Origin of the sequence: Methanobacterium spitsbergense, from assembly GCF_019931065.1 — an archaeon.
Lineage (GTDB): Archaea > Methanobacteriota > Methanobacteria > Methanobacteriales > Methanobacteriaceae > Methanobacterium_B > Methanobacterium_B spitsbergense.
Genome location: NZ_JAIOUQ010000014.1, coordinates 113,940 through 139,563 on the forward strand (window position 1 = coordinate 113,940; position 25,624 = coordinate 139,563).

The window sequence follows — 25,624 nt, forward strand, 5'->3', positions numbered from 1 at the left end:
CATTCAAAAAGCAGATGTTAAAAATAAATAAAGGTTTATTAACCTTTATTTAAGTTCTAGTTGAATTCCACCTATTCTTGGGGCTAGGAAGTTATAGAGTATGGTTATAATTGCAACCATAATAAATGTCCCTATGAACGCTCCGATTATATTGCCAATTAAACTTCCAACAGCCATTGAAGCGGATCCGGCCATAATACCATTTACAAGGCTAAATAATCCTTGAATAATTCCAAATATTGTTGCAACTACTGCAAGGGCGAGTGCAGCTGCTACTACAGGTATTGAAGTTATCTCGTGGGCGTTTCCTGCTGGTGCAAACAATAATCTAACTCCTCCGACTCTAGGAATTAAGAAGTTGTAGAATATTGCCCATAGAGCATTACCAATGAATCCTGCTACAAATACAAATATTGGTAAGCCAATGATTAACAATAAAGCAAGAACTACGCCTCCGGTTCCTACGGCTGAACCTGTAGGAAGAGTTGCAGGAGTCATGTTTGTTGCATTAGCTGTTACATCTGCTATGAGTGGAATTATTGTACTTGTTAATGTTGTTAGGGGTACAATAATTGCAGCTAGTAAAAGTCCAATTATAAATGCCCATACTGCTCCAACACAGGATGTTATTAACGCAAATGGTACAACCGGCAGGCTTTTAACTTCATCTCCTTCAAGACCCAATTTTATACCACCGAGTCTAGGCACTAACTTATTGTAAATGAGTGCAGATACAAATGATAGTGTAACATAAACAAGGAAGCTTCCAATCGGGAAAATGACGAGCATTGAAAGACCTAGACTGGCAAATACTAATCCTACAGTTGGTACAACTGCTGCTAATACTCCAAATGTAATCAACAGTATTATTGCGTAGATAAATGCCAGAATGGCACTAACCGAAGATGTCATCAATGTAAAAGGCACAAGTTCAATAGATTTTATTTCTTTAAAGTCGACCATATTTTTTCACCTCTTTTATCAATTACCATAATTATATCTATTACACTATTATGCACCTTAATACAGTTATAATTTTCATAATTTTTAAAAAAAGTATTGTAATAATGAAAATAGAGAACAATATCAGACTGTTTGAATTAAACCCCAAGAACAAATTTATCATGGGAAAAAAATTATTACAAAATGGGAGTTTAATTTAATTTTTTTTAATCAAATGATTTATCAATATATAAATATAAATATTAAACTGGTGATTTCAATGGTTTACTGCCATAAATGTGGAACAAAAAATGAGGATGATGCAGAATACTGCTCCAAATGTGGATCTTCACTTAAGGACAGTGATGATAATTACAGGGATAGGTGGCATCGTCGACGAAGAGATGATGGATACCCTCCAAGAGGTGAATGTTTTGGACTGCCACACGGAGGTTTAATAGTTGGATTAATAGTAGGAATTCTTTTAATACTGTTCGGAATATCATCTATCTATGGATTTGCTTTCTGGCAGTATATATGGCCTATAATAATAGTTATTATAGGAATTTTATTTGTTGCAGGGGCAATATACAATTACTCACGCAGAAGATAGAATCCCTCAATAAAATACATTTGAAAATTGTAAGTGGCCATATAATTACAAGGAATTAAAGTATGTCAAGGGATCTAACTATTTGATGATCTATCTGTAGTCACAGTAAGATCCCTCACTACATTTTTCGCATATATCGCCATGTTTTTTTTCAGAATTGGATATTCTGGCCATAATCCAAATAAAAACCAGTAAAAGAAAGTACAGTTGTATAAAGATGCTGCCTGTTATTTCAGCAATGCCAATGAGCATCAGAAATGCACCCACAACCAGTATCAGGTTAAAAATAAATTTTCCTGTATTAGAAGGGATATTTAACAGAAAACTCTGAAGCAAACCTGTTAAAACAAATAGAAATCCTATGTCAAATATCATATTTGGATTGGATACTGGCATTCCGTGGAAATAATATATAATTATTCCTATAACTGCAATCAATGAACCTGTAAAAAGGCCACTGCAACCTGCACAGTATTTTTTACCCATTAAAGTGTAGGTGTGGTTCTTAAAATTATCACAGTCAGGATGATGGCCCATGAACTCTTTCTTATCAGATTTCTTGTCAACTGAATTGACTTCTTGAATATGTTTCTTAATCTTTAGCAAACCTATACACTTTGTTGGGGATATAGCTGCAACCATTCCCATGATACAGATAATAATAAAAATCAAGAATAGCAATGGTTTCTGGAAATTGTACATAAATCCTGTTGGTGGCAGATAAATTAACATTACCGCAAGGATGATGAGACCTGATATTCCTATAAATGAAAAATAAAGGTTTTCAAGGTTGAATTTATTAAGGTTGTAAATCAACAAGATCCCTCATATACTCTAAGAGTCCTTGACTGGCCATGTAACGATATGTCTTCCTTTTAAACATATTTTTAGAAAATATTCCTGTTATTCTCCTTTTCATACTGCCATAGAAATCCCTGTAACATTTAAACAATTCCTCTTGAACTTCGGAGATTGTTAAGTGTTCTGTGGGCATTACAGCGTGTATCATATCGTAGTTGGCCCAGTTATCCTCCTGGAGCCATCCATTTTCCCTGGCTGTTTTATAGAGATCGGTACCTGGAAACGGTGTTAACACCATGAATACGGCCAGATCAGGATCAACGTAGTTAACATATTCTCTAAAATCTTGCATTGAGGAGTGAGAATCTTTTCTATCTCCCATTATCATGGTTGCCTGGGAAAATATTCCATTTTCCTTTAATAAATCCATTGAAAGCTTTGAATTTGAAGGTTTTATCCCCTTTTGATATTTGTTCAGGGTGTTATCATCATGGCGTTCAAGTCCAGCCATAATCCAGTAGTTACCAGCCTTTCGAAGTTTTGGTAGAATCTTTGCATTTTTAATAATATCATCGCTTCGGGCCTGGAAAAACCATGTTAAATCATCTGTGACATCTTTTTTTATTAATTCATCACATATTTCGCTGGTTTTCTTTCCCAGTCCCAGGTTATCATCTGTGAGCCATAGAAAACTGATATCGTATTCATTATAGATATGTGCCATCTCATCTGCAATTCTTTCAGGGGATTTGCTTCTCCATTTACCACCCCAGAATGGCCATTGCGAACAGAAGGTACATTTGTGTACACATCCCCTTGAAGCTTCCACCATGGCGTAACCAGCATTTGGACCGGCCATCATCTTGAAATGGTATTTATCAATATGATCTTCTACAAAGTGGTAGCCTGGAAATGGAAGATCATCCAGATTATCAATAAGAGGACGCTCAGGATTGTGTATTACTTTACCATCATGTCTGAATGATATTCCCCTAACCTTCAGGGGTGTTTTCTCATGTTCAAGTGTTTGAACTAAGTCGAGTAGTGTGAGTTCACCTTCACCCCTTATAATAAAATCTATTTCAGAATAATCTTCCAGACTTTCCTGGGCAAGGGCAGTGAAGTGCTGTCCACCAACAACAGTTTTAATATTTGGATCTATTTTTTTAACTGTGTCAAGGGCTCTTAATACGGTGTAGGTGTTACAGGTTGCAAGGGCACTGGAAACAACTATATCTGGTTCAAAATTTTCTATACGTTTCGCTAATTTATTCCAACCAACTGATTCAGCCTGGCAGTCCAGAACTTCAATATCAATTTCTGGCATTCTTGACTCAATAAATGAAGCTAACTGGAGAATACCCAGTGGTGGGGGAGTATATTCTCCCATTACAAACCATAAATCCTTAGGAGGTTCAACAAATAAAATTTTCATGGATACACTTCCTTTAAAAATTTATTTAACCATTAATTTTTCATTAATAAAATTCAGGATTAGTAATGCATTTTCATTTGAACCCAGTTTATAGTACTTATCCTTGGAACGGTTGTAGGATTCAACTATTTCATGTTTTTTAAGCAGACTCAGGTTGTATGAGATCAGATTTTGTTTTTCATTCAACAGGCACACCAATTCACATACACAATAATCTTTTTTTAGTAAATGCATTATTATTTGCAATCTGGTGGGATTGCTTATTATTTTGAGTAATAATGCAATTTCTTGGATATTAGAATTTTTTAAAGAATCTGACTCCCTTTTAAGTTCACTTTCCCAGATCAATTTCATTTCAGTATCTGTTGGACAGCAACAATTTTTTTCCATAGAAAAAGTTTGTATATTTTGTTATAAGTATTTTGGATTTATCTTTTGGTTACAAACTGAATTTTTAATAGGTACAATTAATATAATTGAATTCGAATTTTTTCGAATTCAGGCTTTTCTACTTAAGTTATTCAAAAGTATAGAGTTAGCATGAAATATTTTATAAACAATCAATTCTTGAATAAACATCTTAAAACATAATATAGTAAATCTCGATTAGAGTACAGACAAAAATAAACATTATATTAATAAATTTCAACTTTTATGTAGATGGAGATGAGTATTTTGACAAGGGAAAGAATATTATTCATGTGTATACACAATTCTTCAAGATCTCAGATGGCAGAAGGATTTTTTAGAAATTTCTATGGGGAAAACTATGAAGTTTTCAGTGCAGGCAGTGATCCGGGAGAAATTAATCAAACAGCAGTCCAGGTTATGAATGAAATAGGAATAGATATTTCTAAACATACCACAAACAGTTTAAAAGACTATGATGGCCAGGAATTTGATTATGTTGTCACTGTATGTGGAAATCCCTACAATGCATGTCCATTTTTTGTTGGAGGAAAAAAATACTTCAAAAAACCATTTGAAGATCCATCGATATTTGAGGGTAGTGAAACAGAAAAAATTGAATATTTTAGAGGGATAAGAGACGAAATAGGGGATTGGATACAAGACCTGTTTAACTATCAGATTAATGGAAAAGGTAATGGCGAAGGAAATATCTGTTGTGATCTGGATGATGAAGATATTTGTTGTGATTCTGATGATGATAACTGCTGTGAACCACAGGATAAAAGAACAGAGGATAATGGATGCTGTACAGAGGATAATGATTCAAAATTAAGGTAGAGATACAAATAAACTAAATTTGATTAAAAAAAAAATTTCTAAGGGTGATTAGTTGTTAAAAGTAGTTATAGTTACAGATGGCAAATATGGGGACAGGGCATTTGAAACAATTAATGAATTATTTGATACAGCGTTTATTGAACTTGAAAAACCTGAGGCAATGTTCATAGATGAAATTGTAATTCCTGAAAGGGATTTGAAAATTATTGAAAGTGCGGATATTTTAATAGCATACACCAATCATCCCGATTTAACTTTAGAACTGGTTGATATGTTTCACAACCAGGTTGAATGGATAATTGTTGCATCGTGGAAGGGTGATGGATTTAAAAATCAATTAATGTCCCATGGAAATGTTACATGTCCATATATAATGTGCGAACTTGAAGAAAATGGAAACCCTAAATTTGATGAGTTTGTATCAAAAATAGGAAAACCCAAAATAGTATTAGAATATGATGATGATAAGATCAGTGATATAACAGTTTTAAGGTCTTCTCCATGTGGATCTACAGCATTTGTTGCAGGATACCTCAAGGAAAAATATATTGGACAAACACCTGATGTTGAAGATTTTCCAAAAGAAGCAGGGCTTAAATTACAGCACTATCCATGCAGAGCAGCTAAGGTAAGGCTTTTCTCGGATGAAGAATGTAAAAAACAACTGGCCTCCGGATTACATAAAGATGCATTTGAAGATGCAATGTAACCTTTAAAGAATGCTGGGATATTATAAATAAAATTAATGTAAAATAAATAGAGAGATGGAATAAAAGAACAAAAAGAATATTTAAAAAATGGATGAGTAATTACAATATTAGTTTCTACTCTACATTTTTTGATAAATTTTTTATTTTAATTAAGTTTATCCTAATGTTGGAGAATTCCCAAACTATGATGGTGGGGATGAATTCAACCATAATATATTAATAATAATTTAGCAATAAATAGTATTATGTTAAGGGCATATAGATATCGAATGTATCCGACTAAAAATCAAGAAGAAATGGTGAACAAACATTTGGGAGCATGTCGATATGTGTATAATTGGGGATTAGAATATAAAATCCGAACATATAATGAAACTGGTAAATCAATATCCCGTTTCGATCTTAACAAAGAAATAACAATACTCAAACAGAGTGAAGTATGGCTCAAAGAAATTAACAGTCAATCATTACAAGGAGCTACACTTAACCTTGATAATGCATTCACAAAGTTTTTCAGAGAAAAAAAAGGATTTCCACATTTTAAATCAAAGAAAAATAGGGTACAATCATTCAATGTGCCACAGAATTATAAAGTTGATTTCAATAACAATAAAATATACCTTCCTAAAATAGGATGGATAAAAACAAAATTACATAGACAATTCAAAGGTATACAGCAAACAGCAACAAGCTCCATGACAAATACTGGTAAATATTATATCAGTATTCTAATTGATGATAAAAAATCATTACCAGAGAAGGTAAAATTCAATCAAAAAACCACCATAGGATTGGATATGGGATTAACACACTTCTTAATTACTAGTAACGGTGTTAAGGTTAATAATCCACGTCCATTTAAACAACAGTTGAAACGACTTAAACGTGAACAACGGAAGTTATCACGTAAACAGAAAGGTTCAAATAATCGTGAAAAACAAAAGTTAAAAATTAGTCGTATTCATGAACGAATACGAAACATACGTAATGATTTTCAGCATAAACTTAGTAAATCTATTGTATGTGAGAATCAAGCAATATCAATAGAGAAATTAAATATTAAAGGCATGCTACGAAACCATAACCTCTCACAAAGTATAAGTGATGTTGGCTGGGCAGGGTTCATAGATAAATTGGAATATAAATGTGAGTGGTATGGTAAAACATTACTCAAGTTAGGACAGTTTGAACCATCAAGTAAAATATGCAGCAATTGTGGATACCATAACTGTAATTTGAAATTACATCATCGTGAATGGATTTGTCCAAAGTGTGAAAAGAAACATGATCGTGATGTCAATGCAGCAGTTAATATTCGTGATTTTGCAATGAATAAGCAAAATTTAATCAGTACCGTAGGAACTACGGAATTTTAAGCTTCTCTGAGAAAACCACAAAAGTGGATTCAATGAAGGAAGAAACCCCTCCCAAAGGAATGGGTATTTCACTTTCCACAACCGCAGCCACAATCTTCATTCTTTTTAGGTTCTGGTTTTTTTTCAGTTTTACAGCCACAATCCTCTTTTTCTTCGGTTTTTACGACTGGTTTTTTGATTTCTTCTATTTTACATCCACATTTTTTATTACTCATAGTATACATTCTCCTTTTAAGATTTATCTTCGAATTTTAATAGTTTATAATATCAATTTATTGGATTTCTTGTCCATTTATAAAAATAAAAAAATTGATTTATATTTAAATTATTAGAATATCAGTTCAAAATAATTTTAAAATGGGTTAGTTATAATGTTAAACCCATTTCAATTTCTTCGCTGATTTCTTTGTACCTGTTACGGATGGTTACTTCTGTAACCCCAGCAACTTCAGCAACATCTCTCTGTGTTTTTCTTTCACCTAAAAGTACTGATGCTATGTAAAGTGCTGCTGCTGCAACTCCTGTAGGTCCTTTTCCAGATGTGAGTCCCTTATCCATTGCCATACCAATAATTTCAATGGCTTTAGACTGAACTTCACCTGAAAGGTTTAAATCACTTGCGAATCTTGGAACGTAGTCAACTGGTGATGTTGGCGGTAATTTGATGTTCAATTCCCTTGTAAGGAACCTGTATGTCCTTCCAACTTCTTTTTTACCTACCCTTGAAACTTCTGCTATTTCATCGAGTGTCCTTGGAACTCCGCATTTTCTGCATGCTGCGTACAGCGATGCTGCTACAACTCCTTCAATACTTCTTCCACGGATTAACTTGTTTTCAACAGCATTTCTGTAAACTACTGATGCTGCTTCCCTAACACTTCTTGGAAGTCCCAGTCTTGAAGAATCCCTGTCCAGTTCGGATAGTGCAAATGCAAGGTTTCTTTCGGTTGCACCGGATATTCTGATCTTTCTCTGCCATTTTCTGAGCCTGTACCACTGTGCACGATTTCTGGCAGGTATGTCACGACCGTATATATCTTTATTTCTCCAGTCGATCATGGTTGAAAGTCCCTTATCGTGTATTGTGTAAGTCATAGGAGCACCAACTCTGGTTCTCTTATCACGCTGTTCACTATCAAAGGCTCTCCACTCAGGACCCATATCCATTATACTGTCGTCTATAACAAGACCACATGCTCCACAAGCAACTTCGCCACGACCCTGGTCGTTTATAATATTTTCAGACCCACATTCGGGGCATTTGGTTTCATTTGCTTCGATTTCTGAAACTTCCTGTTTCATCTGCTCTTTTCCAGAAACTTCCTGTTTCATCTCTTCTTTTCCAGAAACTTCCTGTTTCATCTCTTCTTTTACTGAAACTTCCTGTTTCAACTGTTCTTTTCCTGAAACTTCAGGTTCATGAGTTTTATCCATACCTTTCATCCCCTCATCTTAAACTGTGAATAAGATTTAAATTTAAAATATTCATCCTGTATTATCGTTATATTACTTTTTAGAATAATATTATTATATTGGTATTTCAAGAATACCTTCCTGATATTTGTGGTGTATCTGATTTTTACGTACCATAAAACCGCATTTACTGCATCTAAAGGAGTCTTTATGCTTAGTTGGTTTCATAACTCCTTTATCTTCTATATGAATTAATTCGCTCATAATTTATCACTTTTTAAAAAAATCGATTAATAAAAATTTAGTTAAATATTCAAATATTAATTGTTAAATCTGACATTTACCTAAAATAAAATCTGTTAATATGATCATTGTGTTATATGTTCGTCCCAGTTATCATATTTTTCTAAATATTCTGCTATTGCAATCCGAATATGATGGCTGACTGGACTTCCGCCTTTACGTTTAGAAAAACTTTTTAGTTGATCTAATTGTGTTTCATCTAATCTTAAACCTACAGCTATCTTTTTAGACATATAATCTACCTCAACAATAAAAATAGAAGTGTCAAAGAATTTGCAGTGAAAACCTTATATTTGCACTACCCCTAGAATAGTAGGTCTTAAAAGACTGTATTAAACTATTGGGAAAAGTTTATATCAATTTATTTAACATCTTCAAACTATATATATGTATTACATAATATATAAAGTGATCGTTTTTGTTATACAAAAGTTATACAAAACCGATTTGTATATATACCATAATATTTTCAACTATAAAAAGCTTTCTATTATTTAAAGAAATAAATTATAATTCACTACTTTATATACTATGAGTTACATATTATGATTACATATAAATACAGAGTTGGAAAAGTTACTGGCTTTTACAATAAAACTAAATTGAAAATGATTGATTTGATGCAGGATTACTACTATTTTAGGATTATTCTTAAAAATACAGATTCTTTTTTTGAATTTTTAATTTCAAAAATACTATTCCATCTAAAATTTTTCAGGTTAGGAAATTACAAAGCTGATCTTAATAAGAATAATCTAGAAATGATTCAACTCTATAATAAATTTTACTTTGGTAAAAAAAATTAGTTATTGAGAGGTGAAAAAATGATGGTAAAATTTGATTTACAACACTTCTGCTGTGGCCCGAAAGGTTGCGAAATAGAAATTGAATACGGAATTATGGCAGATGTTGAAGAATAATAGCATTAGGTATATAAATAAAAAGAATTAAATAGATTAATTGAATAAAATATTTAAATCGGCCTTCGGGCTAAAAATTGGAAGTGAATTAATATGAGTATGTTTGGAAATTACGGAAATGATAACAGGAATGATAAAGGAAACAACGCACCTATTCAGGAAGGCGGAGAATACGAAGTTAAAATCGAAGATACTGGCAGAGACGGAGACGGAATTGCTCGTATCGAAGGTTTTGTTGTATTTGTTGCAGGCGCTAAAGTCGGTGACGAAGTAACTGTAAGAGTTAACTCTGTTAGAAGAAACTTTGGTTTTGCTGACATAGTAGAATAAATAAATTATTTAATACAAATAATTTAAATAAAATATTTGAATTTTGGGCCCAAGGCCATATATTGGAAGTGTATAAATATGTTTGGAAATTACGGAAATGATAGAGGAAATGACGCACCTATTAAGGAAGGCGGAGAATACGATGTTAAAATTGAGGATACTGGCAGAGACGGAGACGGAATTGCTCGTATCGAAGGTTTTGTTGTTTTTGTTGCAGGCGCTAAAGTCGGTGACGAAGTTACAATCAGAGTTAACTCTGTAAGAAGGAATTTTGGTTTTGCTGACATAGTAGAATAACCCCCAAAAATCTTTTTTTAAATTTATCAATTTTTGCATTGAAAATTAATTTAATTTAATTTTCACAAAACTTTTTTTTATTTTATTCTAAATTCATAATTATATTATTTCTGATCTACCTACAATCCAATCTATTCTCGCTCTGTAAATGATCTAACTAAAAGATCTATTTCTCAATAGGAAAGATCTATATAATTCTTACCAGATTGATACAAAAAATTATTTCTTTTACTAATTAGAACAAATTTTACTGAATGACGGAATTATTTATCTTAATGTTGGAGAAGACCCCATCCGTGAGGGTGGGGATGAATCCAACCACTACATATAAATAATAATTTAACAATAATTAATATTATCGTATGCGATAACCAAGCATACTACACTTAATCTAATCAGTACCGTAGGAACTACGGAAATTAAAGCTTCTCTGAAAAAAACCACATTAGTGGATTTAATGAAGGAAGAAGCTCCTTCCGAAAGGGAGGGGTAGTTCACTTTTGATTAAACACTACAAAAGACGTTTCCATACAGAATATTGAGAATAATATCAAAGTTCATAATAATGCCCCAATTTTTAATAAAAGAATAAATATCCCTATTTTAAGGATTAAAAGGGCATTATAATCATAATAACTGTATTAACCCAATATAATTGTATTATTTAGTATTGGGGTGTTTTCTACCATTTTTATAGTTTTAAGGGTGTGAATGGGCTTAGTCAATACGATTGAAACTGTTGTTTTTTATGTAAAGGGGTTTAAATAAGTTTAATTTATTGAAAATACTCAGTTATCGGGCTCTTCTTGTATAGGCTAATATCATACTATTAATGAGAGCTTTAAATTAAAAACAGCACGCATATTGGGTGTTTTTATCGATTTTAAACCATAACCTTTATAAGTGATCATGAAGGTACAAATTAGTGTCCAAGTTCCAGAAGTTATATTTGGAATTTGGGAACGGAGGCGAGATTAACATGCGAAAAAACCTTTTAGCAGTATTTTGTGTACTCACAATATTTGCTAGTACAGCACCAATATTTGCTGCAGATACAACAACAACTACACCGGTAGTTTTAACAACGGATCAGCTTGCAAAATTAGATGCTGCACAGACAAAATTAAACGATCTTATAACTAAGATTGAAGGACTAAAAACAACATACGCTGGTAAAAAGAACACCAAAGGACTATTAACATCATTGAACCAGTTTGAAAAACAGGCAAAAAGACTAAACACAGCAATAACCAACTACAAAACCAATCCAACAACATCTGCTGACCAGAAAATAAAAGCATTCCAGTTCAAAACCAAAAATCTTGAATGGAAAGTAACTGTAACAGAGAAAATACTTAAAAAAGTAACAACACCGAAAAAACACCACCCAATCAAAAAACCAGTTAAACCAATCAAACCAATAAAACCAGTACACACAACAACAACAGTCAGTACATAAATAAAAAATATTGTTAAAATAAAATAGAGGATATTAAATAACCCCATCACTTACTTTTTTTTAAGATAATACACATATAACAATACAGATATTTCAATTCAACATATAATATCAATCATTATCATATATTTCATCATTAACATTCAATTCATTAATCATTATCATATATTTCATGAAAAATTATTTTACCGATACATTTCAGTAAAATATTTAGTTATTCAAATGGAGATGTATTTAGTATGAGTAGAAACAATCAACCAAGACATCCTGGAGAAAGAATTTTATTCAATACAAGACCAAGATTTATTTCAGCATTAGAATCTGCTTTATTTAGATTCATTATACTGCTACTTTTACTCTTCTTCTTCACAACATTAATTGGATATGCTGCAGTTGTACAGGGAAAGATCACATATTTAACCACTATTCCATTTGTTGAATGGTTTACATATGGTCTGATTTTGATCATTGCACTAATATTTTTATCCCTACTATGGAGTTTCCTAGCATGGAGATTCACATGCTACATACTCACAGATAAAAGGGTAATGATAAAAAGTGGTGTAATAAGTAAACAAAGTGTTTACATGCATTATAATAAGATACAAGATATCATTGTTTCACAAGGTGTTGTCCAGAGGGCTTCAAACTCTGGTGACATACAAATTTACAGTGGCCATGATAGAACATCTCTATTGCTTGAAAACATTCCAAAACCAAAGGAAATTGAAAATATGATCAACCAGAAAATTGAAGGCGATGGTGAGGAATACCATAGAGATTTCAAAGAAGGACAGAAATTCGATCGAAGATATGGAGTATAAAAATATACTTTTACGGAGAAACTGAATGTTCTGTCCAGAATGTGGAACACAAAACCCACCCAATTCTAAATTTTGCAATGAATGTGGTATAAACCTAATAGAAACTCTAAAGGAACTATCAGAAATTCCTGAAGATAACGAAGATAACAATTTGGAAAATTCAGAAATAGAAGATTCAACATGGGATTCAGATAATACAGAAAACATCAATGAAGTTGATACAGATAAATCTGAACCAAATCCTCCCGATACAGATAATCCAGATATTGAAACAGATAATCCAGAGGATAGCTGCATCATATGTAAAACGGTATAATGATATTAACCACCCACAAAGGATCGTTGGGTATTGGAACCAAAATTAAATTGGAATGTAACAACTGTGGTGCAGTATTTGAGAAAAAGGGTACAAAATATAAATTAACAAATATTTCAGATACCAGTCAACCAGTATGGATCAAATACAACCATCAATCCCTAACAGACCTAGAATGGATACGAATAGGAGATGGTGGTGTATCAGACCAGGAACAACAAAAAATAGATGCAAATAATAGGGCAATAGAATTACAGAAAATTAAGGCACAGGAACAAACAGATCTTAACCATTTTTTAACGGGTCTACAAAATGGATCAATAAACATCACAACCAAAGACCCTTAACCAGTAATTTTAAAGAAAAATGAGCATTTATCTATGGTCATGAACAACATCTCACTACAGGAGCCACGGTCCGTGAGACAAACCAGGGCAGCCTATGGAGGACCAACCATAAGAGTTGCCAAGGGAGTTTCCTTTAGAATGGGTGGAGCAGCTGCAAGAAGCGAATCACACGAGGAAATAAAGGTCATTGATCAAGGATCCCTGATTCTAACCAATAAAAGAATGGTGTTTATTGGATCCAAAAGAACAACCAACATAGACCTTAAAAAAATCATGGCCATCACAGCCTACAGCGATGGTATTGAATCGCAAAGGGAAAATAAACAAAAGGCAGAATATTTCACCGGCACCAATAAAAATAATCTGACCTTCACTATAAATGGCAGACAGAGAAATATGCCCATAAATGGAGTTATTCTAAAGGCCGCAATAGAAGGTACTATTACACAGCTTTAAAATCAAATTTAAGCCTTACTTACTAATATCTTTTTTAATTTAAATTGAACTAATAATTTTTTTTACATTTTATAATCACTTCAAAAATAGGAAATCAATTACTACAAAAATTTTATTGTTCATGGCTAACATAATAAGATAAGAAATTAATTATTTTTTCCATGAGGTGTAAATATGGATTTCAAAGAACAATCAAAACTTTTTAAACAAACTTTTGGATTGAAATATGAACCATTGGCAATATCATTTACCAATGATGAAGTAACAAGTGGTAAATATGAAAAAACATCCATCTGCAGAGCTTTAAAACTTGCAGCAAAGGGAGAAAGTTTTTTAATCGATGAAAATGTTTCAACATGTCCAGGTGGAAGCAAGTACTGTGGATTCACAGAGGTAACTTCCCATGACCAGAAAAGAAGACTGCAAAAATTCCTAACCAAGGGCGAGAAACTCACAGGATCCATAGTATCATTTGAGAGAATGCAGAAACTCACAACAGAACCGCCCACAGGACTTGCAGACAGGATTGTAATGACCCCCTTAGATAAAGCTGAAATAAGGCCAGATATGATACTTTTCCAATGCAACCCTGAACAAGCATGTCGACTCATATCATTAGACACATACTGGGATGGAGTATCACCAAAACAACAATTAATCGGCGCATTATGCAATACAGCAATCTCATACACCATAATGTCAGGAAATACCAATGTATCCGTAGGAGATTGGACAGCAAGAAACCACCAAAAATTCGATACTGACATTACCTTTGTATCAATACCATACGAACGGATAAACAACTTAATAGAAGCCATACCACTATGCTCCGCTGGAGAAGCAGCAGCAATCATCCCAGAAGAATTCCAACCAGATTGAAACATAATAATTTAAAAGACAGTAACATAATACAAAACTAGAAGAAACTTCTAAAATCTCTAAAAAACCAATGAATGTGAAACTAATGAATTCCAAAAAAAAGAATCTAAGGTCAACAACAGGAAGAGTTGTAGATTCAAACACAATTAAAACCATTGAAGCAATGGAATCATTCAAACCAAATGATATAGTTGTGATTATCCATGCAGATGATTACAAGGAATCATTTGAAAAGATGATGCAGAGAATTAATAAAATGGATGAAACAGTGAACGAACACAGTACCTATCTCAATGAAAATATCAAACCAGCAAGCAAAGGATTTTTAGCAAGATTTAGAAAATCCAAAGACAAATAGGGGTTGTAAAATAGATTGTATTGAATTATTTTTTTTAAATTATTTTGTCGGACTATGTGTAATAAATGTTAATTTAAGTGATACAATCCCTTTTTAAAAAAATATAAAAATATGATCTTCAAATTGAATACTACAAGATGCATATAAATACGCATCGATATATGTAAAATTAAATAAAAAATAAAAGGTGTTTGAAATAATTTGAAATTACAGGAGGGAATATATATAATGAGAAAAATTAAGAAATGTCCAAAATGTGGTATAAAGGACTAATGGATTGTGTCAATTCAATGCTACCAAGTGGAGAAATATGCAACTGTCCTAAATGTGACAATCGGTTTGGAAAAGGAAAAAATAATATACCCAACTATAGCAACAATTTGACAATCTAGAACAGTACTAACCATTACTTTTTAATTTCTATTATGGTCAAAACAAGAATTTAATGGCCTCAGAAGAAGTAAGCCAATCTCATGTTTCAATATATCCATACAAAAACTAAAAATGGAAAACAGCACAAAAAACTCTAAAAAATTAACCACACAATAATTACTTCTCGATAACTAAAAAAAAGGAAATAAAAAAAAATTTAATTCTTAATTTTATGACTTTTTTTTACTTACTACCCTTTTTTTGAATCCTTCAATTCTTCAACTTCTTCAGGATTTTCCATTCCATGAATATAGGTTCCTCCACGAAGCCATGATAACAAAGCAGCCACAGCACAGAAAGCCGCACCAATATAAAATGATAGTTTAAGTGCAGGCATAAATGCAGTTGCAAAGGCCGATGGGAACCACGTTGTTCCTGTAATAGTGGTCTTAGTTGCAGCTGGTATTGAAGCCACAACTGAAGGCGGAAGATTTGCCAATATGCTTTCAACTGGGTTGTAACCCAGGAAAGCTGAAAACAGAGCACCTGTAGGGGGTATATTACTCAGGACTGGTGCAAGTTTAACAGCTCCAATTGAAACCAGCGAAGCAGTCATTGCCTCAGGGAACCGTTGGGTAATTCCAACTATGAGTATGGTGAAGAACATGGCCATACTGGCTGTAAAAGCAGTGTTCATAACAGTTGTCATCATTCCAGATGCAACACCCCTGTCTTGGGCAGGTACAGAGTTCATAATAGATGCACTGTTGGGAGATCCAAACATACCATTACCAACACCCATCATAAAGAGTGCTAATCCAAAATACACGTACTGGAAGTTGTAAGGAAGATCTGCAAGTACAAGGAATGAAAGGGTGGTTATAATCATTCCAATAGTTGCAATCCATCTTGGACCATACTTATCAGAGAGCCAACCTGAAATTGGACCCATAATTATCACACCTGCAGTGAGTGGGAGCATGTAAATTCCGGCCCAGAAAGGTGTTGAAGCATAACTGTACCCATTTAATGGCAGCCAGATACCCTGCAATAGAAGTATGAGCATGAACATCATACCACCTCTTCCTAGGGCATTTAAAAGTGCAGCTGCATTGGCATAGGTAAACATTTTAATCTTAAAGAGATCCAAACGGAACATTGGAGACGGGACACGTCTTTCAATGAATGGAAATATAACCAGAAACACAAGACCTGCAACCATGGATGCAATTACCCAGGGATTGGCCCAGCCCATGGGATCATTTCCATAGGGCATTAATCCATAGGTAACTCCAACAAGCAGCAATGTAATTCCTAACACAAATACTGCATTACCCCAAATATCAAGTTTGGTTTTTGGAGCCTTAATAGATGTTTCTTTAAGCTTCAATGAGGACCAGATAGTACCAAGAATACCGAATGGTACACTCACCAGGAATACAAATCTCCAATCGAATATTGCAAGTATTCCACCCAGGATCAGCCCTATAAACTGACCTGACATCAATGCAACCATGTTTATCCCAAGAGCTTTACCCCTTTCATTGGATGGAAATGCATCGGTGAGTATTGCCGAACTGTTGGCCATAAATAAAGCACTTCCAACTGCCTGCACAATCCTGAATATGATAATTTCCAGTGCACCAGCATCTCCAGTAGAAGGAGTAAGATAGAGAAGTATAGATCCTACAGTAAATATTAGAAAACCTAATTTAAAGAGCTTAACTCGTCCATAAATATCTGACAACCTGCCGAAACTAAGGAGTAGCGTAGCTGTTACCAGACCGTATCCCATCAAAATCCAGAGAAGGTACTGGAAAGATGTTAAAGGATCGATATGAATTCCATTGAAAATAGCTGGAAGCGAAATGAGAACAATACTCATATTTATCATTCCCATCAACGATGCTATAATCACATTAGAAAGGGCTATCCATTTATAATCTATTCCCCGCCCACTTTTACCAACTGAATCATTACTTGTACCATTATTATTTCCATTCAAAGTGTCACACCTTCATATAAACTTATTTTAAACCATAGAACAATATATAAGAATTAAATTTAATTAAAGATTATTATTTATAATTAGAATAAACTGTTAAGATTTTACAGTCATGGAATCACTAAAACAGGTTTCTTAGTTTCCCTAACAACCCGTTCAGTTACACTTCCCAGAGTATATCTATCTAGACCATGTTTACCTGAAGCACCCATTACTACAAGATCAAAGTTTTCAGATTCTATCATATTGAGTATTGCATTGTAAGGTCTTCCCTCTTCAATAACTGCGGTTATTTTAATGTTTTTATAACCTTTCTCAGCTTCAAGTATTTTTAATTTTTCTTTAAACTCATAGGCATATTTTTTTCCTTCTTCCTTCAAGGGTTCGTATAATGTTTCGTTTGAACCAGGTACTATTGATAAAGGTAAAACACCAATTCTTGGACTGTAAAGTTCATAAACATATAAAACTACAATTTCGGCGTTGCTGGTATTTGCTAACCATAAAGCATGTTTACCTGCCTTTTCTGCATTTAATGAACCATCTGTGGGTAATAAAATTTTTTTGTACATGTATCTTGCTCCACTAATATTATTTGTTTTTGAACATAAAAATTTAATATATCAAGATGTTTAGGATGGGAATATCTAAATTGTAAAAATATATCCCAGTAATTTTATCTTAATGTTGGAGAAGACCCCATCCGTGAGGGTGGGGATGAATCCAACCACTACATATAAATAATAATTTAACAATAATTAATATTATCGTATGCGATAACCAAGCATACTACACTTAATCTAATCAGTACCGTAGGAACTACGGAAATTAAAGCTTCTCTGAAAAAAACCACATTAGTGGATTTAATGAAGGAAGAAGCTCCTTCCGAAAGGGAGGGGTAGTTCACTTTAAAACCATATGATCTAGGAAAGATTTCACTACTGAAACCTAGTTAATTATTGTATAGAGCAAACTGGAATTTGCTCTGTTAAAACGACCAAAACCAGTTAAGATCGCAATAATATCATACCTTCCAACAAATATGAAGGAACAACCAACACCAAAACACAATGACTTCTAACTTGGTGGTGATGTAACACAATCAAAAACGCTATTAATATAAATTCAATTAAATTATTAATTCTAAAAAAGATTAATATTTCAAATTTTTAATAGCAAAGAATACTCCATACATTAATTCGGTATTTTTATCTTTTATAACTTGGTATTTTAATAAGCTATGGGATCTAAAAAAAGAAAAAGAATAATTAAATTGTTATAAAAAAAATTTAAATGTTTAAAATATTTGTTTATTCACCTTCTTTCATTTCTAAAGGATAAATTAACCCTTTAAATCTACTTCCAAAGATACGGCTATAAGAACTCAATATAATGTTGATAGCAGTGAAAATTAGGTAATAAAAGATATTTCCTAACGATCCCGGATTGATGGTTGGCATTAACAGAGTTAATGTGAAAAGGCTGATTATGTTTACAATTAAAGAGTATACTAATATATATGCTAAGTATTTCTTCCATCCAATTTTATTTATTAGATGAAATATTTTTTTAAAATCAAATGCAGCCATAAAACGTTTTTCATAGACCATATTCGCTAATCCTATGATAAAAACAATACTAACTAAAAATCCAACTATCATAAGTAGGATCATATTTATTGGATTTGTTAATGTAAGAGTTGTTGAAAGAGCATTTAGATCTAATCTGTTTAAGAGTAAAAAAGCAATAATTAGCGAAGGAATTCCATAAATTAAATTGATCACATAATATTTTATACCTGGCACTATTAAATCACCAGCTTTATCATAATCGGGAAGGCCGCTCTTGCCTTTCATAGTATGATCTATAATTTTTAATAAATATCCATAGCCAACCAAAGCAGGAATAAGTAAAAATGATCCCAAAAATAGAAGCAATAATACTATAAATCTTTTTAAATCGGTAAATGGATAACTAAGTGAATCTATGAATACATCTTTAAAATTCATACTATGTAACCTCCTATTAACAACAAATAAATGTTCAGTATTTAAATATTTATAGTTATGTCATATTCCAATCTAAAAAGCAAAATTAGAAATTTTAATCAAATAAAAATTTTATATTAGTTCCAAATAATTGGTTGGCTGTTACAATGGTTTAGAAGAACCAGAACCATAAAAATGCCCCCAATTGGGTATTTAGTTATTTTTAAAAAAAATTAATTCTGAGATATGATTATTTTTTACCATAGATAATTCCAATGGTACCTACCATAAATGGTAAATTCAAAGCTCTAGGAATGAATTTAGAATCTTTGGTGCTTGAAAACTCAACACTTTCAACTCCCCCGCTTCTGATTGTCTCCAACAGATCCTCAATATCGCCATATATTCTCTTCTCATGGAAAAGATCTTGAAATGCGAATGTACCACCTTTTTTTACCACTCTTAAAGCTTCTTAAATAACATCTCTCTTATCCTTTGTATCTTGTACTTCATGAAAAACAAGATTACTGACTGCAGCATCAAAATAATTATTTTCAAATGGCAAATCAGATGCTGAAGCTTTTTGGAAAGTTATCCTGTCTTGGACACCCTCAATTTTTGCATTTTTTTCACAAACTTTTAGTGAAAAATCCCACATCCCACCCCAATAATCAATGCCTGTAACATGGGCTTTAGAATATTTTTTTGCAGCTTTAATACTAAGCGGTGCATTTCCACATCCTATATCAATTAACTTACCGTTACCATCCCAGCTTAAACAGTCTAAAACCAGATCATGTATCTTAGACTGTAGATTCCCCCCCCATTTGGAGAGAATTTATTCCTTGCATAGATGAAGTACGCTGTACAAATAAAGAAAAAAATCGCCCCAATTATGGATAAAAGGAATAAAAATGAGGATAATAATAAAAAGACTCCCAAAAATCCTGCAATCTAAATAGATTTTATAGGCACCCAATTACCATAGTCTGGTTTTTCCATAGATATATCTCATCATCCCATTTCATTAAAATAACCATAATTTAATATTTCATTTAATTATTTGGGGAAAGCATTTATTTTATATATTTTCAAATGCCCGAATCATTTCTTGTTTAAGTTTCTTTTGATAGATATCCTTCCGTATACTGGGTATTTTGGATATTAGAATAAGTATCATGTTTTGGACTCTTATTTTCATATCTTTCTGGGGAAAATCATATAATCCATTTTCACTGTAGTACTTGTGATCAGCCTGGAATGGAAATCTAAGCCTTCCATAGATAGCATCCCTGAATATTTTCATTCCACCTACACCAAGGAAAGTTGAAGGTTTAACATAATTGGAACTAGCAGATCTAATAACTTGCCTTGCAAGGTTTTGTAATGCCATGTCAATTTCATTTGAATCCTCAGATTCGTCTGTTACAAAGTCCACAAGATTGGCTTCCTGCCATTGGCTGTAACCATCCATGATTTCACGCAGATTTGAATTTTGATTCAATGGTCCTGAAATAATGAATCCCAACTGTTTATCTTTAAAAATTGGAATATGGGTGTTGAAAAATCCCCTGTCAAAGAACTCTTTCCACGTACTTGATAAGTAACGGTCTTCAATGGTACCTGCAAAGATAATGACATCAAAACCCTTTAATTTATTGTAAAAGTCAATAAAATCATCTTTACCCTCATATACACAAACATTGTTATAGCCACACTGTAAACATCCTAGACAACTGCCTTTAATATCGATATCATTTAAATTGAAGTACTCGACATTATCTAATGAGTTTTTAAAGGTTTTAACCATTGAATTTAAATTAGAATCATCTTTAATTAAATCTGAAATCACAACAACCTTTTGGTTATGATTATCTATTTTTTCGGGGCTTAAACTGGGTTTGTATTGGAATTCTTTTTTAGATATTGGTAAATAATTTTTAGTTGTAACCACACCAGATTTGATATCTTCAAAGAAGTTTCTTGCAAAGGTTGTTAAATTTTTTCTTTCACTTTCCTTGAACAAGTCTTCCATATCTGCAGAGTAGTATCCTAAATATTTCATATCAAGGTCATCACATATAGCATTCATGTAATTATGTGCTGTATGGTCATAGAAATGTATTGAAGTTGTTAATACACTAGTATATTTATTTTTAAAAGCATATTGTACTTGCTTTTCTGTTATCATTTCTATAAATCTTTTGTACTGGGCTGCAACTAGGAAAACATAGAGTGGAAATGCCCATAAAATTCCATCTGCACTGTCTATTTCACTTATAATTTCTTTAAAATATGCTTCGTTCCTTTCAATCTTTTTTATTCTTTCAGATATGTTCATTATTTTCAATTCATGTTCTGGAAACTTTTCCTGTATAAACTTAACATACTGCATTGTAACACTAACATTCCCCTTGGGACTTCCATTTAAAACAATTATTTTCATATATTATTCTCCTTATCATTATTTTCGATTGAATTACCCATTAATTTAAAGGAGTGGCGTATAAATTCTTCTTTATTTATTCCCATGGACTTAATTGCAAACTCTGTATTCTTTGATAACTGCAGTATGGCGGTTGTTGATTCTATCAGATATAAAGCGGTCATGAACGTGTCAATATCTGCCCTTATTGTTCCATCTTTCTTTCCTGTCTCAATTGCATTGCACATGATTGTTAATTGTTTTGTGCTGTATTCTATCAGTTTTTCAAGGTTTATACTATCTTTAACCGGACTAAAATCGGCTTTTGCTTCCAGCAAAACCTTTGTGTAGTCTGGATATTCTTTGTAGAATTTGCAGTATGCTAAACCTGTTGCATAAATTTTTTTTATACCTGTATCTTGTGATGCAACTTCCTTATCCATCATATTTGCTAATATAATTGTACCACGAAGCACAACAGCATAATAAAGGTCATCTTTATTTTTAAAATATCTGTACAAAGCGGGTTTGGTTAGTTCGAGTTTAGCTGCTATGGATTCCATTGTAGTTTTTTCATATCCCTTTGAAAAGAACTCATTTTCAGCAGCAACAACTATTTCATTTGTCTTTCTTTCTCTGTCCCGTTTTCTTCTCGGTGAAATTGAAATTTAGATTCCCTCCTTAAATTCTATAATAGGTTACTTATGGTAATTTAAGTTACCCACAGTAACATGTTACTCTTGGTAACTTTTCACTTATAAAGGTTTCTGAAAAATTCACAAAATATTATTCTATGTAATGGCCTTGAAATTATCAAGGATGTCGTGAAAATTCGTGATCTATGATAAAAGTTCGAGAATAATCTTTTAAGGAACAAAATACGGAAATATGAAAAAAAATTTCTTGGTTGGTAAACTTTATTAATCCCAAATTCATTAATATAATGTAGAAAGTAATAATAAATATACAAAATTTATTAATTATTTGGTGGTGATAAGAAGAGTGAAAATGGAACAAATTCATTAAATAATCATGATTTGGATTTGGTAGACAAACAAAAAGCATGGGAATGGTGATAAAGTGAAAATAATAAACAATAAAATTTTTATTTTAGTATTTATTGTAGGAATGATTCTGGCATTATCTATGGGTAATAACAACATCTTGCAATCAGGATATAGCACAATACCAGCTGGGACTAATGGTATACCCACAGATCTAACAGTTAACAACATTCATGGATCAACTCATCATTATGTTTTTATTAAGGCATATTTAACAGATAACCATGGAAAACCACTGTCTAATAAGATTATAGCATTTAATGTTGATAGTGATTCAAATATATACATTGCAGTAACAAGCACAAGTGGATATGCCTTATTATATTATTACATATATCAAAGTAGCGGAACTTATCCGATTAATGCAAAGTTCCAGGAGGATCAAACTTATTCTGGAAGCACAAGCACCAGCATGTTAACAGTAGAATAATTATCACTCTGAAAAATAACATGATAAAACAGTTCTATTAAGCAAGATCAATTAAACACAGATTTAAATAATGTTCCGGCATTTATAGTTTTACCATTCTAAACTTAAATGTCTAATTAACATGCTTTACGAATTGTTAGAATATATAAAAAATTCTAAAATAAAAATTTATATTATAACTTCAATTCCAGTACTATTAAAATAAAAAGGGAATTAATGGTGGATATTAGAAATATCCTCCATTATTTATTAGACCTAGAGCAATCCTCCAGTAATATTTTGCAGGTGTTAAATTTGTACTTACATAGGATGTTTCTGATGGATGTCCTGAATAAAATTTGACCTCAGGACTTGTGTTAACAATTTTTAACCTATTTTTAGACACTTTGGTAATGGAATATTTTCCATTCCATGAATTTGTTTTTGTTTTGTAATGAACATTAACAATTATACTGCCCTGAGTTGATTGATATGTTTTCCAGGAATATGAGAAGATACCACCGCGTTCTTTCCAATATATTTTATTGGCTCCAGAATTTATAAGACGATATTTAGCTGTTGTTGAAACAGATTTTTTGACGGTACTTTTAACATTGCTTACAGAGTGGGTTACGGGTGTAGAATATAAAACATTATTATCAGTATTTTTAACTATTTTTTGAGTAGAAATTGAATTAACACTAGTTGCAGCAGATGCTGAACCAACTAATAAAATTATAACTGAAATAAAAACTATTATTAAAACCATACCATTTTTCATCTACTTCTCCCTCCTATACAAGTTAATACAAATTTTGATACAAGTGCACATTCACCCTATAACACTCTAATTCATCTTTGTTCTATCAAGTATATTAAGTTATGTATTACAACCAAGAAGTAATAAAAAAGAAAAATATCATCCTATTAACCAAAATAACCATAAATATCCAAAATCTGGAAAAATAGGGGAGGAATATAGGTAATAAAAGAAATTTAACATAAGATGCTAGAATATATTAAAAAGAAAAGGAGTTTAAAAATAGCCTTAAAATAAACACCAAAACAGAATATCAAAATATATCTAACAACTTACCTCCTGTTAATACAAAAAATTTATAATTAAATTTAACATTTTAAATTAATAACCATCAAATGAAAAATAACTGAGACCTAACTAACTTTTTGACGTATGTATCTATATTTCTATATTAAATGTTAATCCGAGGTTTTGAGTATGAATAAAACACGTAATCTAGTTTTTGTAATTTTATTAATTATCCTTGGTATGCTCGTTTTAGTAAAATATCTACCTGGTGATAATGCAAAAATTGTTTATGATACGGGTGGTTCATTTGAAAACCAATGGTTAAAGTTCAATTATCCTCCAGAATTAACATTGGATGATGCTTCTAATAATGATCATATACATATTGAAATTTACAATGGAACAGAATTGATTGGTGCAATATACGATGATGGTGTAAATATCGATAGATATGGCAGCCTACCAGAGTCCAATTTAACAACAACAGCGGGAAGAAAAACATTAAAAGATTATGACTTCGATATAGGGCCGGCTGGAGAACAGATCCTAAGGCCAAGCGCAGCCATATACCTATCAGAAGATTCCACCTTAGATATAATCCTGGAACCTCAAAGTAGAAACACATTCAACCAGATTATGGATACTTTAACCATTAAAAAAGATAATACAAAGGCTAATCCTCTTCAGAGCAAAGAAAATAGGGAAATTCAAAATATCTCCACCAATACAGGTGGGACATTTGAAAATCAATGGGTCAAGTTCAACTATCCTCAAAACTTAACAGTATCCGATGATTCCACAGATAACCATATTCAAATAACAATATACAACGAAACAGGAATAGTAGGGGATATAACAGCAAGTGAAGGGAAGCTCTCTGAGAGAGGGGATATGTCACAGAATGAAAGTGATGGTATCACCATTACCGATAGTGCTCCCAGTGAAGCAGATCTTCAAGGTAATATCACCACAATAGCGGGAAGAAACGCAAAAACCAACACTCAAGCTACTGAAAATTTTCAACCAAAACCCAGTGCTCTTATAGAGTTAAATCCTAATGCCATGTTGGAAGTAGGTTTTGAACCCGGCACAGAAACTGCTTATAACCAAGTTATAAACTCATTAACAATAAAAAAAGATGATATACATCCCACTTTACAGTCAGATATATATTATTACCTAAAAAACTGGTATGAATTCTTCACATCGTTTGTTCCATTTTAAGAGATTTATAAATTCTTTCAAATTTTCTTAAAATAATATTTTTTTAGGATAAATGGAAATTT

The 25,624-nt window shown here is 32.3% G+C and carries 31 protein-coding genes; 15 read left to right on the top strand and 16 right to left on the bottom strand.

The annotated features are described in order from the left end of the window. Positions 1–45 precede the first annotated feature (45 nt). Complete coding sequence (locus tag K8N75_RS11885; protein ID WP_223792267.1) at positions 46–963, bottom strand: hypothetical protein; 918 nt, start codon at positions 961–963, stop codon at positions 46–48. 259 nt (positions 964–1,222) lie between these two features. Here K8N75_RS11885 and K8N75_RS11890 point away from each other — a divergent pair, with 259 nt between their 5' ends. Further along, positions 1,223–1,555 carry a zinc ribbon domain-containing protein gene (locus K8N75_RS11890; RefSeq protein ID WP_223792268.1) on the top strand — a complete coding sequence of 111 codons (333 nt, stop codon included), beginning with the start codon at positions 1,223–1,225 and terminating at the stop codon, positions 1,553–1,555. Positions 1,556–1,645: 90 nt separating this feature from the next. Here K8N75_RS11890 and K8N75_RS11895 read toward each other — a convergent pair whose 3' ends face one another. The 3 genes from K8N75_RS11895 to K8N75_RS11905 are packed head-to-tail and all read right to left on the bottom strand — an operon-like array spanning position 1,646 to position 4,145. Then, entirely contained in the window at positions 1,646–2,371 is a 726-nt protein-coding gene (locus K8N75_RS11895) for a restriction endonuclease (RefSeq protein WP_223792269.1), read from the bottom strand. Then, entirely contained in the window at positions 2,355–3,791 is a 1,437-nt protein-coding gene (locus K8N75_RS11900) for a B12-binding domain-containing radical SAM protein (protein WP_223792270.1), read from the bottom strand. Before K8N75_RS11900 ends, K8N75_RS11895 begins: the two co-directional genes overlap by 17 nt. A gap of 21 nt (positions 3,792–3,812) precedes the next feature. Beyond that, positions 3,813–4,145, bottom strand: a complete 333-nt coding sequence (locus K8N75_RS11905; protein ID WP_223792271.1) for an ArsR/SmtB family transcription factor — start codon at positions 4,143–4,145, stop codon at positions 3,813–3,815. Positions 4,146–4,466: 321 nt separating this feature from the next. Between K8N75_RS11905 and K8N75_RS11910 the strand changes: the two genes are divergently transcribed. The 3 genes from K8N75_RS11910 (at position 4,467) to tnpB (ending at position 7,125) form a co-directional block, all read left to right on the top strand. Beyond that, positions 4,467–5,039, top strand: a complete 573-nt coding sequence (locus K8N75_RS11910) for an arsenate reductase ArsC (protein WP_223792272.1) — start codon at positions 4,467–4,469, stop codon at positions 5,037–5,039. Positions 5,040–5,091: 52 nt separating this feature from the next. Next, positions 5,092–5,748, top strand: coding sequence for a DUF166 domain-containing protein (locus tag K8N75_RS11915; RefSeq protein WP_223792273.1), 657 nt, complete (start codon positions 5,092–5,094; stop codon positions 5,746–5,748). A 246-nt stretch (positions 5,749–5,994) separates the two neighbouring features. Further along, positions 5,995–7,125: an IS200/IS605 family element RNA-guided endonuclease TnpB gene (tnpB, locus tag K8N75_RS11920; protein ID WP_223792274.1), complete on the top strand. Its 1,131-nt coding sequence runs from the start codon at positions 5,995–5,997 to the stop codon at positions 7,123–7,125. Positions 7,126–7,193: 68 nt separating this feature from the next. On the opposite strand, the gene K8N75_RS11925 is transcribed toward tnpB, so the two are convergent. From K8N75_RS11925 to K8N75_RS11940, 4 genes are all read right to left on the bottom strand, one after another. After that, entirely contained in the window at positions 7,194–7,340 is a 147-nt protein-coding gene (locus tag K8N75_RS11925) for a hypothetical protein (protein ID WP_223792275.1), read from the bottom strand. A gap of 151 nt (positions 7,341–7,491) precedes the next feature. After that, positions 7,492–8,427 (bottom strand): transcription initiation factor IIB, encoded by a 936-nt coding sequence (locus tag K8N75_RS11930; RefSeq protein WP_048192411.1) that lies wholly within the window; start codon positions 8,425–8,427, stop codon positions 7,492–7,494. A gap of 225 nt (positions 8,428–8,652) precedes the next feature. Next, the gene (locus K8N75_RS11935) at positions 8,653–8,802 is read right to left on the bottom strand and encodes a hypothetical protein (RefSeq protein WP_223792276.1); all 150 of its coding nucleotides are present in this window, start codon (positions 8,800–8,802) and stop codon (positions 8,653–8,655) included. A 104-nt stretch (positions 8,803–8,906) separates the two neighbouring features. Then, positions 8,907–9,074 carry a ribbon-helix-helix protein, CopG family gene (locus tag K8N75_RS11940; RefSeq protein ID WP_223792277.1) on the bottom strand — a complete coding sequence of 56 codons (168 nt, stop codon included), beginning with the start codon at positions 9,072–9,074 and terminating at the stop codon, positions 8,907–8,909. A 786-nt stretch (positions 9,075–9,860) separates the two neighbouring features. Here K8N75_RS11940 and K8N75_RS11945 point away from each other — a divergent pair. The 9 genes from K8N75_RS11945 (at position 9,861) to K8N75_RS11985 (ending at position 15,027) form a co-directional block, all read left to right on the top strand. Further along, positions 9,861–10,091: a TRAM domain-containing RNA chaperone gene (locus tag K8N75_RS11945; protein ID WP_048192414.1), complete on the top strand. Its 231-nt coding sequence runs from the start codon at positions 9,861–9,863 to the stop codon at positions 10,089–10,091. A 78-nt stretch (positions 10,092–10,169) separates the two neighbouring features. After that, positions 10,170–10,388 carry a TRAM domain-containing RNA chaperone gene (locus tag K8N75_RS11950; protein ID WP_048190293.1) on the top strand — a complete coding sequence of 73 codons (219 nt, stop codon included), beginning with the start codon at positions 10,170–10,172 and terminating at the stop codon, positions 10,386–10,388. 949 nt (positions 10,389–11,337) lie between these two features. Next, positions 11,338–11,847 carry a hypothetical protein gene (locus K8N75_RS11955; RefSeq protein ID WP_223792278.1) on the top strand — a complete coding sequence of 170 codons (510 nt, stop codon included), beginning with the start codon at positions 11,338–11,340 and terminating at the stop codon, positions 11,845–11,847. A gap of 239 nt (positions 11,848–12,086) precedes the next feature. Beyond that, positions 12,087–12,671 carry a PH domain-containing protein gene (locus K8N75_RS11960; RefSeq protein WP_223792279.1) on the top strand — a complete coding sequence of 195 codons (585 nt, stop codon included), beginning with the start codon at positions 12,087–12,089 and terminating at the stop codon, positions 12,669–12,671. Between the two features lie 25 nt (positions 12,672–12,696). Continuing rightward, positions 12,697–12,987 carry a zinc-ribbon domain-containing protein gene (locus tag K8N75_RS11965; RefSeq protein WP_223792280.1) on the top strand — a complete coding sequence of 97 codons (291 nt, stop codon included), beginning with the start codon at positions 12,697–12,699 and terminating at the stop codon, positions 12,985–12,987. Next, complete coding sequence (locus tag K8N75_RS11970; protein ID WP_223792281.1) at positions 12,987–13,334, top strand: hypothetical protein; 348 nt, start codon at positions 12,987–12,989, stop codon at positions 13,332–13,334. Before K8N75_RS11965 ends, K8N75_RS11970 begins: the two co-directional genes overlap by 1 nt. Before the next feature lie 72 nt (positions 13,335–13,406). Beyond that, complete coding sequence (locus K8N75_RS11975) at positions 13,407–13,790, top strand: hypothetical protein (protein WP_223792282.1); 384 nt, start codon at positions 13,407–13,409, stop codon at positions 13,788–13,790. 174 nt (positions 13,791–13,964) lie between these two features. Then, positions 13,965–14,669, top strand: a complete 705-nt coding sequence (locus K8N75_RS11980) for a DUF169 domain-containing protein (RefSeq protein WP_223792283.1) — start codon at positions 13,965–13,967, stop codon at positions 14,667–14,669. An 85-nt stretch (positions 14,670–14,754) separates the two neighbouring features. After that, complete coding sequence (locus tag K8N75_RS11985; protein ID WP_223792284.1) at positions 14,755–15,027, top strand: hypothetical protein; 273 nt, start codon at positions 14,755–14,757, stop codon at positions 15,025–15,027. 622 nt (positions 15,028–15,649) lie between these two features. On the opposite strand, the gene K8N75_RS11990 is transcribed toward K8N75_RS11985, so the two are convergent. The 7 genes from K8N75_RS11990 to K8N75_RS12020 all read right to left on the bottom strand — a co-directional run bounded on the left by K8N75_RS11990 (position 15,650) and on the right by K8N75_RS12020 (position 22,485). Continuing rightward, the gene (locus tag K8N75_RS11990; protein ID WP_255590966.1) at positions 15,650–17,404 is read right to left on the bottom strand and encodes an MFS transporter; all 1,755 of its coding nucleotides are present in this window, start codon (positions 17,402–17,404) and stop codon (positions 15,650–15,652) included. 110 nt (positions 17,405–17,514) lie between these two features. Next, the gene (locus tag K8N75_RS11995) at positions 17,515–17,976 is read right to left on the bottom strand and encodes a universal stress protein (RefSeq protein ID WP_223792285.1); all 462 of its coding nucleotides are present in this window, start codon (positions 17,974–17,976) and stop codon (positions 17,515–17,517) included. A gap of 738 nt (positions 17,977–18,714) precedes the next feature. Continuing rightward, positions 18,715–19,413 carry a DUF4013 domain-containing protein gene (locus tag K8N75_RS12000; RefSeq protein WP_223792286.1) on the bottom strand — a complete coding sequence of 233 codons (699 nt, stop codon included), beginning with the start codon at positions 19,411–19,413 and terminating at the stop codon, positions 18,715–18,717. A gap of 229 nt (positions 19,414–19,642) precedes the next feature. Further along, the gene (locus tag K8N75_RS12005; RefSeq protein ID WP_223792287.1) at positions 19,643–19,852 is read right to left on the bottom strand and encodes a hypothetical protein; all 210 of its coding nucleotides are present in this window, start codon (positions 19,850–19,852) and stop codon (positions 19,643–19,645) included. Positions 19,853–19,864: 12 nt separating this feature from the next. After that, complete coding sequence (locus K8N75_RS12010) at positions 19,865–20,230, bottom strand: class I SAM-dependent methyltransferase (RefSeq protein WP_338038051.1); 366 nt, start codon at positions 20,228–20,230, stop codon at positions 19,865–19,867. 243 nt (positions 20,231–20,473) lie between these two features. Then, entirely contained in the window at positions 20,474–21,838 is a 1,365-nt protein-coding gene (locus K8N75_RS12015; RefSeq protein WP_223792288.1) for a flavodoxin family protein, read from the bottom strand. Further along, positions 21,835–22,485, bottom strand: coding sequence for a TetR/AcrR family transcriptional regulator (locus tag K8N75_RS12020; protein WP_338038052.1), 651 nt, complete (start codon positions 22,483–22,485; stop codon positions 21,835–21,837). The genes K8N75_RS12015 and K8N75_RS12020 overlap by 4 nt, the downstream gene beginning before the upstream one ends. Before the next feature lie 412 nt (positions 22,486–22,897). On the opposite strand from K8N75_RS12020, the gene K8N75_RS12025 reads away from it, so the two are divergent. Beyond that, positions 22,898–23,311 carry a hypothetical protein gene (locus K8N75_RS12025; protein WP_223792289.1) on the top strand — a complete coding sequence of 138 codons (414 nt, stop codon included), beginning with the start codon at positions 22,898–22,900 and terminating at the stop codon, positions 23,309–23,311. Between the two features lie 226 nt (positions 23,312–23,537). Here K8N75_RS12025 and K8N75_RS12030 read toward each other — a convergent pair whose 3' ends face one another. Further along, the gene (locus tag K8N75_RS12030) at positions 23,538–24,071 is read right to left on the bottom strand and encodes a hypothetical protein (RefSeq protein WP_223792290.1); all 534 of its coding nucleotides are present in this window, start codon (positions 24,069–24,071) and stop codon (positions 23,538–23,540) included. 456 nt (positions 24,072–24,527) lie between these two features. Here K8N75_RS12030 and K8N75_RS12035 point away from each other — a divergent pair, with 456 nt between their 5' ends. Next, positions 24,528–25,562, top strand: a complete 1,035-nt coding sequence (locus tag K8N75_RS12035) for a hypothetical protein (RefSeq protein ID WP_223792291.1) — start codon at positions 24,528–24,530, stop codon at positions 25,560–25,562. Positions 25,563–25,624 lie beyond the last annotated feature (62 nt).